Here is a 12,798-nt window from a genome sequence, read left to right as displayed (position 1 = left end):
CGCCAGGTAATTCTGTTGTTCTGGAGGTTCCATGCGGGTTTTGCTGGTTGGAGGAGGAGCTATCGGGTTGCTGTCTGCATACCTGTTGGCGAAGGATGGACTGGAAGTCTGTCTGCTGGATAAAGGCCCCTGCGGTCGCGAATCCTCTTGGGCCGGTGGCGGAATCGTTTCGCCACTCTATCCCTGGCGCTATTCCTCGGCTGTAACGGCTCTGGCGCATTGGTCCCAGGACTACTACCCGCAGTTCGGCCAGCGCTTGTTCGCTGAAACCGGTATAGACCCCGAAGTTCAAGAGACGGGCCTGTACTGGCTGGACCTGGACGACGAAGCGGAGGCCCTGGCTTGGGCCGCTCGCGAAGGGCGACCCCTGACGTCGGTGGATATTGCCCAAGTACACGCCGCCGTGCCGCCGCTAGGGCCGGGTTTCCGGCACGCTATCCATATGGCCGGCGTGGCTAACGTGCGAAATCCGCGGCTAACGCGTGCCCTGCGTGAGGCACTGCTGCGTATGCCGAACGTGACGCTGCATGAGTCGTGCGAAGTGCAGAGCTTTATCCGCGATGGAGCACGCGTAGTTGGGGTGAATACGGTCGAAGGTGAGATCCTGGCCGATCGTGTGGTGCTCGCGGCTGGCGCCTGGAGTGGCGAACTGCTCGCCCGCCTGGGGCTGGCGCTTCCGGTGGAACCGGTGAAGGGGCAGATGATCCTCTTCAAGTGTGCCGAAGATTTCTTGCCGGCGATGGTGTTGGCGAAAGGGCGTTATGCGATCCCGCGCCGGGATGGCCATATCCTGGTGGGCAGCACCCTGGAACATGCCGGTTTCGACAAGACCCCTACCGACGAAGCCCTGGAGAGCCTCAAGGCATCCGCTTTCGAGCTGTTGCCGGAACTGGCCAATTCCGAGGTGGTAGGACATTGGGCGGGATTACGTCCCAGCTCGCCTGAAGGCATTCCCTTCATCGGCCCTGTGCCAGGCGCGGACGGTCTGTGGCTGAACTGCGGCCATTACCGTAACGGGCTGGTGCTGGCCCCAGCATCCTGCCGACTGCTGATGGATCTGATGCTTGGCCGCGAGCCGATTATCGACCCGCAGCCCTATGCGCCAGAGGGGCGCGTGGGCTGACGGACGCCTTGGCGTTAGGGACAGTGCGTGATTACCAGGCCAGGCCCGGTGGCCCGTTCTGCTGCACCGTCCCGGTCAATCTTGTGGGCAAGCTCGCAGTTCATAAAACGTGATTTAAAACGGTAGTACCAATCAGCTACTATTCGCGCGTAAATTGCCGCCGGTCGTTAATTATCGACCGCTCGTCATGGAAGGTCGGCAAGGTCGGGGTAGGAAACTCCGTCGCGCGGGTGTCTGCCCGCTCAGGTTTGCACCATCCTTTGAGGGCAGGGAATGTCGCAGCGAGGATTTACGTTGATCGAACTGCTGGTCACGCTTGTCGTGCTCGCAGTATTGATCGGATTGGCAGCACCGAACTTCTCCCAATTACTTCGCGAGAGCCAGGCAGCGGCAGAACTTGATGCGTTCTCCGGCATGCTCAACTATGCGCGCCGCGAAGCAGTCCAGGGAGCGCAGACCATCAGGCTGAAGGGGCCGCTGGCAACCGATGGTAGCTGGCAGTTGTTGCGCGAGCGGGACAGCTTGGAGTTGCGCCGTTTCCCTCCCCTGAACGCATTGGCGGTCACCCCGACAGGGCTGCAAAACATCCTCTTCGACTCGCAGGGCCGGCTGGTAAGCGCGGCGAAGATGGCGCTTACCCTGACGGCAAAGGATACGTCGCTGGGCTGCGCCACCTTCAATCGCAGTGTTTCCATTGAACTGTCCGGTTCGATTTCTCTGAAGAGGGGAAGCTGCAAATGAGGGTGTCGTACCAGCGGGGAGCCTCCCTCATCGAAGTCCTGGTCGCGGTGCTCCTTTTCTCCATCGGAGTAATGGGTCTGGCAGCCATGCAGCTCACCGCGCTTAAGGCCAACCAGCTAGCGTCCGTGCGCTCCCATGCGACCTTCCTGGCCTATGAGATGGCTGATCGCATGCGCGCCGCGCGAGGCGATGCGCAGGCAGGGTTCTACAACCTGGCGGTCGGTGCCGCCTTGGCCTGTGATCCGGCGAAGGAAACCTGCCTGCCTTTCCAGCGGGACCTGGCGGAATGGCGCGCCAACCTTGCCAGGCAACTACCAGAGGGGAATGGCGGTGTCGTGCAGAACGGTGGCCGCTTCACGGTAATCGTTCAATGGAACGAGGAGCGGGTGGGGGGTAGCGCCGCCCAGCAATTCTCCTTCGTCACGCAGATTTGACGGGGTGCTCATGCACAAGCAACGCGGCTTGAGCCTGGTGGAGCTGATGGTGGCCATGGCGATTGGCTTGGTCATCAGTCTGGCGGTTCTCCAGGTCTTCATCAGCAACAAGAACACCTTCCTTCTCCGGGGGGTCGCGGGAAACCTGCAGGAAAACGGGCGCTTCGCCCTGCAATACCTGGCTGCCGAACTGCGCACTGCGGGCGTTGGGGTGGGGGCTCGGCTTGATGAGGAGGACATCTGCGTGGTCGCCGCCAACGGAGACCCAGGTGGATGGAGTGCCATGAATCGCCCCATATGGGGCCGGCGCATCACGGCAACCGACGAGCTTGGGGCGGTAGGCACTGACCAGGTGGCGATCTTCGCCAACGATGGCTGCGAGTCCTTTCTGACCGCGGGTGAACTGCTCAAACCGTCACTCAATGCGAATCTCAAGGTTACGGCCTATTGCCCAAGCATGCAGCAGGACCATGCGGTGATGGTGCAAGACATGGAGAAGGCGGTAGTCATCCGCATCACCAACAAGCCGAACTCGTCGGGTTCAGGCCAGGTGACACTGACTCATGCCGCGAGCACCAATGACAAGAACGCCAAATGCGGCGGCTTCAAATTCTCGGATATCGCATTCAACAGCCCTGCGCGAGTAGTGGGCTTCGCCTACAGGACCTTTTACGTGGCGGATACCGGCCGCGTCACGGCAAACGGGCAGCCTATCCGTGCATTGTTTGTCCGCGATGCGGCGCAGGTTCCACCGCAGACCAACGAGGTCGTGGAGGGTGTGGAGTCGCTGCGCACCAGTTTCGGCGTGGCGGTGAATAACAGTGTTGGTGTGCAGACCTACCTGAGCCCGGCCGAGGTGGAAGCGGCGAACCGTTGGGATGATGTCCGCACGGTGAAGATCGATCTGCTGCTGGTCAGCAATGAGCGAGTGGTGGGAGCGCTGGACCAGGCTGTCCAGTTCGGGGGGGCGGCAGTGGCGGCGGATGGGCGCCTGCGCCAGGTATTCAGCACAGTTGTGGCCCTGCGCAATCGGGTCGACTGATGAGGCAAGGATAAGCATGCAAAAGCAAAAAGGAGCAGTGCTGCTGGTTTGCCTGATCGCACTCCTGGCACTAACCGTGTTGGGGGTTACGGCGATGTCCGGCAGCACCCTGCAGGAGCGTATGGCCGGCGGCGCGCGGGACTACAACGTGGCGTTCCAGGCAGCCGAGAGCGCCTTGCGGGTGGGCGAGGCCTATGTGCGACAGCAGGTGGAAGCCAGCGTCGATCCTACCCAGTTGTTCCTGGCGAAGGCCGATTGCCCGACGGTGACGGCTACGCAATGGACCCCTCCCGCCGAACTTCACAACAAACCGCGGCAGCCGGTCTGTCAGGTTCGCAACTTTTACGGAGCGTCGGGTGGCGCGACCAGCTTCGTCTGCGAAACCGACGGTTCGATTGCCGAGAACCGGGCGTTCGACTGCCTGAGCCGGACCTATCTGTTCAACGTCGAGGCCACCGGTTATGCCGGCGGGGATGCCGAAGTGCACCTGCGCTCCACCGTGGCCATTGCCATCCGCAGCCAGAACTGATCGAAGGAAGACACGGATGATCCGCTCGAAATATGCGTTTGCGGTACGGGCACTGGTGGCCGGCCTGCTGACTTTTATGGTCAGCCATAGTGCCCTGGCAGCATTTGTACCCGGGCAGGTTCCGTTGAACCTGGGTGGTCAGGTCGAGCCCAACCTCATGTTTATCCTGGATGATTCCGGCTCGATGCGCTGGGGCTTCCTCCCCGATGAGCTCAAGCCCGCGTATCTGGAGCGCACGGGCGAATGGTACGAGCGGCGGGAGTGCACGGGGCGGGGCAGCTATGCCGGCAAGAACCTGCATTTCTGCTCGAAGGCGAGTCATCGCTACCTGGCTTCCAGCCACCTGAACAAGTCCTACTACAACCCGGCCGTACAGTACCTGCCGCCAGTCAAGAGCGACGGCCAACGCTATGCCAATGCAACCTTCGCAGCCGCATTCGTGGATGGTTATACGGGGGGGCAGACGGTCAACCTCGGCAACGACTACATGGCGATCATGGATGACTACTTCTCGCCCAATAGCTACGAGTGCTTGAACAGGCGTTGCAGCAACGTCGAGTACTACAACGGTTTTGCCGTGGGGGCGGAGAGTGGCGCAGGTGCCGCTTTCTATTACGAATATGTTGGAGGGGGCAGCTGTGCAAGCAACCCCCGCCAGGATGCCTGCTATGCCGAGCGTAGCGTAGGCACCTCCGAGCAGCAGAACTTCGCCAACTGGTTCTCCTACTATCGGACTCGCATCATGTCGGCCAAGGCAGGGGTCAGCCAGGCGTTTTCCGCGCTGCCCGGGGATATTCGGGTTGGCTACGGTGCAATCAACCTGACCGATACCCTGGCGCGCGGCGTGCGTCGATTTGAGGGAACCGGGCGCTCCGAGTTTTATGACTGGCTGTTCGCTGCCAGCGCCTCGGGAGGTACCCCCCTGCGCAAGGCGCTAGGTGATGCAGGCGAGTATTACTCGCGCAAGGACGAGTCGGGGCCCTGGAGTTCGACTCCGGGCCAGACCGGGGGCAAGGAGTATGCCTGCCGCCAGAGCTACACGATCCTGACCACGGACGGCTACTGGAACGGTGACGCCGCCTCCAAGGAGGGCGCGCGCGCCAACGTTGATAACAGTAACGGCCCGACCATCAGCGGGCCGGATGGGCGGAGCTATCGCTATGTGCCCAAAGCGCCGTTCAGCGACAGCTCGGAGAACACCCTGGCGGACGTCGCCATGTACTACTGGAGTCGCGACCTGCATAACGCCCTGGACAACCGTGTGCCGACCGATTCGGCCGACCCCGCGTTCTGGCAGCACATGGTGACCTTCGGGGTCGGACTGGGCATGAGCGGGACCGTCGACCCGCAGACTGCATTCGCCGCTGTCAAGAATGGTGCATCGGTGACTTGGCCAAGCCCGACCAGCAGCGAGCCGGCGAAGCTGGATGACCTGCTGCACGCGGCGATGAATGGTCGGGGAGGTTTCTTCAGCGCCCAGGACCCGCAGCAGTTCGCCAGCGCCTTGGGTGAGACTCTCGCGTCGATCAGCGATCGTACCGGGTCGAACACCTCGGCCGTGCCCAATGCCCGTCGTCTAGACAGCAACACCCTGGTCTACGAGGCCTTCTATACCAGCTCGGACTGGTCCGGAAAATTGCTCGCGAAAAAGCCCATGCAGACCAGCGCCGGCATCGTTTTCGAGGAAGTCTGGGAGGCGGGGCAGAAACTGGGGCTCAGCTCGCGAAGTCTGTTCACTCACGATGGTGCGGCGGGCACCAACCATGGCCTGGCTTTGAACTGGAGCAGCCTTGGCGCAGAACTCAAGGTGTATTTCAACGATGATGAGGCGCTGTTCAACTACCTGATGGGCAGCCGGACGAACGAGGCGCCGGCCGGCAGGAAGTTCCGCAAACGCTCGACCCTGCTCGGCGATGTCGTCAACTCCACCCTGGTGTTGGCCAACAAGCAGGACTGGGGCTTCCATGGGCGAGTACCCGTAGCAAGCGGCGACCAGACCTACGCCGAGTTCGTCGCAGCCAAGTCGAGCAAGCCACCGGTGCTGTTCGTCGGCGCTAACGATGGCTTCCTGCACGCCTTCAACGCCAACAATGGCAATGAGTTGTTCGCCTACATGCCCAACGGCGTCTTGGGTAATGCCAAACTCCTGGCTAATAGCGACTACAAGCACCGCTACTTCGTGGACGGAAAGCTGCACATTCGCGATGCCCGTCTGAATGGTGCGTGGCGTACCGTGCTTCTGGGCAGCCTCGGGGCCGGAGGGAAAAGCGTCTTTGCCCTGGACGTCACAGACGCCTCCGGCACGGGCTTCAGCGCCAGCAAGGTGTTGTGGGAGATCAAGGATGATGCCGATCTGGGCTACAACTTCGGCGAGCCGTTGGTCGGGCGCATGAAGGACGGCAGCTGGGCGGCGATCTTCGGTAATGGCTACGGCAGCACCAATGATGACTCGGTGTTGTTCATCGTCGATCTGGCGACCGGCGCCGTGAACAAAGTTCGCGCGGGCAAGGCGACGGGCGGCCTGTCCAGCCCATCCTTCGTATACGCCACTGACAGCTCGGGCAACATCTACGTGAAGGATGTGTATGCCGGCGACCTGAGCGGAAACCTGTGGAAGTTCAACCTCAAGGGCAATGGTTCCGGTGTTGGCGATTTCGAAGTCAACCTGAGCTCAGGCAACAAACCACAGCCGCTGTACGTTGCTACAGATACCGCTGGCGCGCGCCAACCGATCACCGTCAAGCCGGAAATCGCCTACCACCCGGATGGCGTGTCGCAGGGCGTCGTCGTCTACTTCGGCACCGGCCGGCTCTACACCGCTAGTGATGTGGTCGACACGTCCAAACAGAGCTTCTACGGCATCTGGGACAAGCTGACGAGCACCGGCGCCTCAACCGCTTTCATTGGCCGTTCGAACCTTGACCAGCGCTCAATCCTGTTCGAGGGGGAAGCCTTCGATCGGGATGTGCGGGTACTCGACGCACCGGCCACCGCAATTGACTGGAGCAACAAGCGTGGCTGGTATCTCGAACTGACTTCTCCGATCAAAGGCGCCCAGGGCGAGCGGGTTATTTTCGCTCCGCGCATCCTGCTCAATCGTCTGGTCGTCGAAACTGCCATTCCCTCTTCTGACCCCTGCTTGGCCGGTGGCTCCGGCTGGACAATGGTGCTCGATATGGCTACTGGCGGGCGGCTCAATTATGTCCTGCTGGACTTGAACAAGGATGGCAAGTTCACCGAAGCGGACATGGTGACTGTTGGTGACCGCAAGCTTCCACCGTCCGGCATTGGCTCGTCCGGTAGCATTCCCACCGGCTCGTTCGACCTGATCGATCCGCAGAAGTACTGGCTTTGCCGCGGTACCGGGGTGAATGACTGCATTCCGGCCGCCAATACCATCAATGTTCTCGAAGGCCGTCAGTCTTGGAACCAGATTCGATGAGAAGCAGCAAGGCGTTCACCCTGATTGAGCTGATGATCGTGGTAGTGGTGATCGGCATCCTCGCCGCGATCGCTTATCCCAACTACACAGAGCATGTGCGGCGGGGCAAGCGGGCTGAGGTGAAGGCTGCCTTGATGGAGGGTGCACAGGCGCTGGAGCGCTATTACTCCACCCACGGCTCCTACCTGGACGCCGAAGGCAATTTTGCCGATAGCTTCGCCTCCCAGGCGCCGGCTTCGGGGGCGGCCAACTACACCATCGCCGCCCAAGGCGCAACGACAGCTACCACTTACCAGTTGCGGGCTACCCGTACCGGCAGTATGGCGAACGATCCGTGCGGCGACTTCCAGATCAGCCACACCGGCGAGCGTACGCTGGCCAATGCCACTCGCACGGCGGCCCAGTGCTGGTAGTGGAGTACCGCCTTCCCGGACGAGTTACTTGACGACATGCTCGCCTGGAGTGGCGGCGCTGGGCATCAGTCGATGCCCAGCTTCTTCAGGCGATAGCGCATGGAGCGGAACGTCAGGCCCAGGCGTTGCGCCGCCGCCGTGCGGTTCCAGCGGGTTTCTTCGAGTGCCTGCATGATCAGCTTGCGCTCGATGTCTTCCAGGTAGTCTTCCAGGTTGTCGATCTGTGCCAGGCTGGCCTCGCCCCCCTCGGCTGGGCCGGTGGCGTCGGCCAGGCGCAGGTCGCGTGCCTGGATCTGGTCGTCTTCGCAGAGCGTGTAGGCACGCTCGAGCATGTTCTCCAATTCGCGGACGTTACCGGGAAAGCGATAGCACTTGAGCTTGTCCAGGGCCTCCGGAGCGAGGCTCGCGGCGGGTAGGCCGCTCTGCTGGGCCAGGCGCTTGAGCATGCTTTCGGCCAGCAGCGGGATGTCTTCCCGGCGCTCGCGCAGTGGCGGCACGCTGAGTTCAATCACATTGAGGCGGTAGTAGAGATCCTGGCGGAATCGGCCTGCGGCGACTTCCGCGGCGAGGTCCCTGTGGGTGGCGCTGAGGATGCGCACGTCCACGACTACTTCCTGCTGCCCCCCCACGGCGCGCACGGCTTTTTCCTGGATGGCGCGCAGCAGTTTGACCTGCATCGCCAGTGGCAGGTCGGCTACCTCGTCGAGGAAGAGGGTGCCGCCATTCGCTGCCTGGAACAGGCCCTGCTTGTCTTCCACCGCACCGGTGAAGCTGCCCTTCTTATGGCCGAAGAATTCGCTTTCCATCAGCTCGGACGGGATGGCGCCGCAGTTGACCGGTACGAAGGGACGGTCGATGCGCGGCCCCTCCTCATGGATCAGCCGCGCCACCAGTTCCTTGCCGCTGCCCGACTCACCGCTGATGTACACCGGTGCCTGGCTGCGGGCGAGCTTCTGGATCTGCTTGCGCAGGGCGCTCATGGGCGGCGAGGTGCCCAGCAAACGACCGTCCACCGGTTGCTCACCGTCTTCCGGGGCGCTCAGGCGCAAGGCGGTGTTGACCAGTTCGCGCAGCCGGCCAAGGTCTACCGGTTTGGTGAGGAAGTCGAAGGCGCCGGCCTTGAGGGCGTTCACCGCGGTGTCGAGGCTGCCGTAGGCGGTGATCATCGCCACCGGAACCATGGGGTGGCGCTGCTGGATGTACTGCACCAGTTCCAGACCGGTGCCGTCGGGCAGGCGCATGTCGGTCAGGCACAGGTCGAAGGGCTCGCGCGCGAGCCAATCGCGGGCTTCCTTGAGGTTGCGGGCGCTGCGGGTGTCGAGCTTCATCCGCCCGAGGGTGATCTCCAGCAGTTCGCGGATATCGGGCTCGTCGTCGACGATCAGGGCTCTCTGTCGGGTCATGGTCAGCTCAGTTTGCGCGGGTGGGCGAACGTGATGCGGAAGCAGCTGCCGCCTTGTTCGCGCGGTTTGTAGTCGAGGCGGGCCTGGTTGCTCTCGCAGAGCTCGCGGGAGATGTACAGGCCAAGGCCGGTGCCCTTGCTTTCAGTGGTGAAGAAGGGCTCGAAGATATTGTGCACCTGCTCGGGCGGGACGCCGTCCCCATCGTCCTCCACTTCAAGTATGGGCAGGTCGCTTTCGGCATCACGGAACAGCTTGAGCCAGACCTGGCCCTGGGCGTTTTTCTTGGCGCTGTAGCGCAGGCCGTTCTGCACCAGGTTGGTCAGCACCTGGGTCAACTGTTGGGGGTCCATGCGGGTCTGCAACGTACTGCCGAGGGTAGACAGGTGCAGGGTCTGGTTGGGGCTGGAGGAGCTGCGGAACTCGCTGGCGAATCGGGTGAGCCAGTACTTCAGGTCCAGCAACTGCGGCTCCGACTGGCGGCGTCGGGACAGTTGGAGCACGTTCTCGATCACCAGGTTCATGCGCCGCGAATGGTCCTGGATAATGTGCGCCAGCCGCCGATCGGGGCCCTGGAGCTCTTCCGACTCCTGCAGGAGTTGCGCTGCGTGGCTGATGGCGCCCAGGGGGTTGCGGATCTCGTGGGCGATGCCTGCAGTCAGGCGACCGAGGGAGGCGAGTTTCAGCTGCTGGGCCTGCTGGGCGATTTGCGAGATGTCTTCGAGAAAAACCAGGGTGTTTAGCTGATTGCCACGCTGCAAGTGAACGAAGCTGGGTTGCAGGGTAGGGCCATTGGCGAAGGCCTGGAGGCTCTGTGGCCGCAGGGTGGGGTTGGCCAGCCAGTGCTGAAGGCTGGCCAGCAGCTCACGGCATTGGCTGTCCAGCGCGCGGCCTTTCAGGTTTTCCTTGCCCAGCAGGGTTTGCGCACCGTTGTTGGCGAGCAGGATCTGATTGCCCGGGTCGAGCACCAGGATGCCAGTGCGCATGCGTTCCAGAATCTGAGCGTTAAGTGCTTCCAGGTTGGCCACGTCGGCCGCGCGCTGCTCCGCGAGGGTTTCGCTGAGTTGCAGGCGCCGGCTCAGCCCCTGGATGAACAGTGCCGCGGCGAAGCACAGCGCGCCGAAGCCGCCGGCCTGGACGAACTGACTGGAGGCCTGCGGGTGGCTGATGCTGAGGTAGAAGGTCAGGTAGATCAGCCCGATCGCCGCCACGGCCGCTACCAGCAGGCCGATGCGCCCGCGCAGCAGGATGTTGGAGATGGCGACCGAAACCACCATGAGGTTGGCGATGCCGCTGGGCGTGCCGCCTGCCGCGAAGAACAGGCAGGACAACAGCATTACGTCCACCACGGCCAGGCTGAAGACCTGCACCATGCTGCGGGGGCGAGGCACCAGCGCGGCGATCAGGGTATTGAGGATCAGGTAGAACCAGCTGGCATTGCGGAACAGCTCCGGTCGCGCCAGGTCCAGGAGGCTGTCGTCCAGTTCGCTGGAGATCAGTACGACCAGTGCTACACCAATCAACAGCCGATACAGGCTGTAGAGGCGGAAGATGCGCCGCCCTTGGGCGCTGAGTGCTGTCGGGGCGGGGAGGGTATCAGCGCTCACCAGGGCTCTGGTCCTGTTCCAGGTGGGCCCGGCTGCAATACCAGCGATTGTCCTGGGACAGGGCGTGGCTACGGGGGACGTGCACGCCGCATTGTGCGCAGCGGACCATGGGCTTGTTGTCGTCCTGCTGGCGCGGCTCGGGGCGGGGCTTCGAAGGGGTCTTGAAGCGGCGCCACAGCCAGATGGCGGCGAAGATCACGACTATCCAGAACAGCAGGCGAAACATGCCGAAGGTGCTCTCTTCTTGATGGAAAGCTGGCAGTTTAGCCAAGCCGGTTGTCCGCGCACAGAGACCGGTCGCACGCTGTCGCGACTTGCGTGGTTTTCGCTACAGGCGCTGCGGAGTATGTTGGCGTTGATACGTATTCGGTGTCTTGATCAACGCCCGGGAGGCGGCCATGCGCCAGAGCCTGCGAATCGTGATGGCCCAGCTCAATCTCCGAGTCGGTGATGTCCAGGGCAATGTCGAGCGGATGATCGAGGAAGCGAACGCGGCGCGTGGGGCCTGGGAAGCGGATGTCATCGTCTTCCCCGAGTTGTCCCTGTGCGGATATCCGCCGGAAGACCTTTTGCTGCGCTCCAGCATGCAGCGGCGTATCGAGCAGGGGCTTCGGCAGTTGCGCGACGAGGTTCGTGGCATCTACCTGGTTGTGGGGTATCCCTGGTTGGAAGAAGAGCTGCGCTACAACGCTTGCGCGGTGATTGCCGATGGCCAGCTGCTGGCTAGCTACTACAAGCAATGTCTGCCCAACTACCGAGTGTTTGACGAGAAGCGCTATTTCGAGCCCGGGCAACAGCCTTGCATAGTGGATATCAAGGGTGTGCCGGTGGCGCTGTCGATCTGCGAGGACATCTGGTTCCCCGAGCCCATGGCCCAGGCCCGCACTGCCGGGGCGAAGCTGATGCTCAGCTTGAACGCTTCGCCCTTCCATCTGGACAAGCAACTGGAGCGTGAGGAAGTACTGGCCGAACGGGTTGCCGAGGGCGAGATGCCGGTGATCTACGTGAACCAGGTCGGCGGCCAGGATGAGCTGGTGTTCGACGGTGGAAGCTGTGTCATGGACGCCAGCGGGATGATTTGCCAACGCGCGCCGGCCTTCGTCGAAGGCCTGTATCCGGTGGATCTGCAGCTGCTGGAAGGGCGCTGGCTGCCGCGCCTGACCCACTGCGCCGAGCTGCCCGACGTGGAAGCGAGCGTTTACCAGGCGCTGGTGGTGGGGGTTCGCGACTATGTGCAAAAAAATGGCTTCAAGGGCGTGGTGCTGGGGCTTTCCGGTGGTATCGACTCGGCTCTGACCCTCGCGGTGGCCGTGGATGCCTTGGGCGCCGAACGAGTGGAAGCGGTGATGATGCCCTACCACTACACGTCGCAGATCAGTCTGGAGGATGCCGAGACCGAGGCGCGTCTACTCGGCGTGGCCTATCGCGTACTCCCCATCGCCCCGGCCCTGGATGCTTTCCAGCAGATTCTCGCGCCGGTGTTCGATGGTCATTCGCGCGATGCCAGCGAGGAAAACCTGCAGGCACGCTGTCGCGGCTCGATCCTGATGGCAATTTCCAACAAGAAGGGCAGCCTGGTTCTGACCACTGGCAACAAGAGCGAACTGGCCGTGGGCTACGCGACTTTGTATGGCGACATGGCTGGCGGCTTCGATGTGCTAAAGGATGTGCCCAAGACCTTGGTGTTCCGTCTTGCCGAGTACCGCAATAGTCTTGGGCCGGTGATTCCGCCGCGGGTGATCGAAAGGCCGCCGTCTGCGGAACTGGCACCCGGGCAGCAGGATGAGGATTCGCTACCGCCCTACCCAGTGCTGGACGAGATTCTCAAGCTCTACATTGAGCACGACCTGTCAGCCAACGCCATCATTGCCGAGGGATTCGACGAGGATACGGTGAATCGGGTGCTGGGTATGGTGGATCGTAACGAGCACAAGCGGCGCCAGGCAGCGATCGGCATCCGGGTGACCCAGCGGGGATTCGGCAGGGATCGGCGTTATCCGGTTACTTCCGGATGGCGGCTGGGAGACTGATGCAGACTAAAACGAAGAAGGGAGGCCATTGGCCTCC

11 protein-coding genes are annotated in these 12,798 nt (G+C 62.4%); 8 read left to right on the top strand and 3 right to left on the bottom strand.

Annotation, left to right across the window (positions count from 1 at the left end):
• Positions 1–31: 31 nt before the first annotated feature.
• The 7 genes from thiO to D6Z43_RS15150 all read left to right on the top strand — a co-directional run bounded on the left by thiO (position 32) and on the right by D6Z43_RS15150 (position 7,724).
• Positions 32–1,123 (top strand): glycine oxidase ThiO, encoded by a 1,092-nt coding sequence (gene thiO / locus D6Z43_RS15180; RefSeq protein WP_120652987.1) that lies wholly within the window; start codon positions 32–34, stop codon positions 1,121–1,123.
• 273 nt (positions 1,124–1,396) lie between these two features.
• Entirely contained in the window at positions 1,397–1,864 is a 468-nt protein-coding gene (locus D6Z43_RS15175) for a GspH/FimT family protein (RefSeq protein WP_120652986.1), read from the top strand.
• Positions 1,861–2,298 (top strand): type IV pilus modification protein PilV, encoded by a 438-nt coding sequence (pilV, locus tag D6Z43_RS15170; RefSeq protein WP_218569221.1) that lies wholly within the window; start codon positions 1,861–1,863, stop codon positions 2,296–2,298. The genes D6Z43_RS15175 and pilV overlap by 4 nt, the downstream gene beginning before the upstream one ends.
• Before the next feature lie 10 nt (positions 2,299–2,308).
• The gene (locus D6Z43_RS15165) at positions 2,309–3,340 is read left to right on the top strand and encodes a PilW family protein (RefSeq protein ID WP_120652984.1); all 1,032 of its coding nucleotides are present in this window, start codon (positions 2,309–2,311) and stop codon (positions 3,338–3,340) included.
• 16 nt (positions 3,341–3,356) lie between these two features.
• The gene (locus tag D6Z43_RS15160; protein ID WP_120652983.1) at positions 3,357–3,869 is read left to right on the top strand and encodes a PilX N-terminal domain-containing pilus assembly protein; all 513 of its coding nucleotides are present in this window, start codon (positions 3,357–3,359) and stop codon (positions 3,867–3,869) included.
• Positions 3,870–3,885: 16 nt separating this feature from the next.
• On the top strand, positions 3,886–7,311 hold the full coding sequence (locus D6Z43_RS15155; RefSeq protein WP_162945839.1) for a pilus assembly protein: 3,426 nt from the start codon (positions 3,886–3,888) through the stop codon (positions 7,309–7,311).
• Positions 7,308–7,724, top strand: a complete 417-nt coding sequence (locus tag D6Z43_RS15150) for a type IV pilin protein (RefSeq protein ID WP_120652981.1) — start codon at positions 7,308–7,310, stop codon at positions 7,722–7,724. The genes D6Z43_RS15155 and D6Z43_RS15150 overlap by 4 nt, the downstream gene beginning before the upstream one ends.
• Positions 7,725–7,789: 65 nt before the next feature.
• Here D6Z43_RS15150 and D6Z43_RS15145 read toward each other — a convergent pair whose 3' ends face one another.
• Genes D6Z43_RS15145 through D6Z43_RS15135 form a run of 3 tightly spaced genes read right to left on the bottom strand, consistent with a single transcriptional unit; the run spans position 7,790 to position 10,957 of the window.
• A complete protein-coding gene (locus D6Z43_RS15145) occupies positions 7,790–9,127 on the bottom strand; it encodes a sigma-54 dependent transcriptional regulator (protein ID WP_120652980.1) in 1,338 nt (445 codons plus the stop codon).
• 2 nt (positions 9,128–9,129) lie between these two features.
• Positions 9,130–10,731 (bottom strand): PAS domain-containing sensor histidine kinase, encoded by a 1,602-nt coding sequence (locus tag D6Z43_RS15140; RefSeq protein ID WP_120652979.1) that lies wholly within the window; start codon positions 10,729–10,731, stop codon positions 9,130–9,132.
• Complete coding sequence (locus D6Z43_RS15135) at positions 10,721–10,957, bottom strand: PP0621 family protein (protein WP_120652978.1); 237 nt, start codon at positions 10,955–10,957, stop codon at positions 10,721–10,723. Before D6Z43_RS15135 ends, D6Z43_RS15140 begins: the two co-directional genes overlap by 11 nt.
• Before the next feature lie 172 nt (positions 10,958–11,129).
• On the opposite strand from D6Z43_RS15135, the gene D6Z43_RS15130 reads away from it, so the two are divergent.
• On the top strand, positions 11,130–12,761 hold the full coding sequence (locus D6Z43_RS15130; RefSeq protein WP_120652977.1) for an NAD+ synthase: 1,632 nt from the start codon (positions 11,130–11,132) through the stop codon (positions 12,759–12,761).
• Positions 12,762–12,798 lie beyond the last annotated feature (37 nt).

Origin of the sequence: Pseudomonas sp. DY-1, assembly GCF_003626975.1 — a bacterium.
Lineage (GTDB): Bacteria > Pseudomonadota > Gammaproteobacteria > Pseudomonadales > Pseudomonadaceae > Metapseudomonas.
This window is presented reverse-complemented; position numbering and strand designations above follow the sequence as displayed.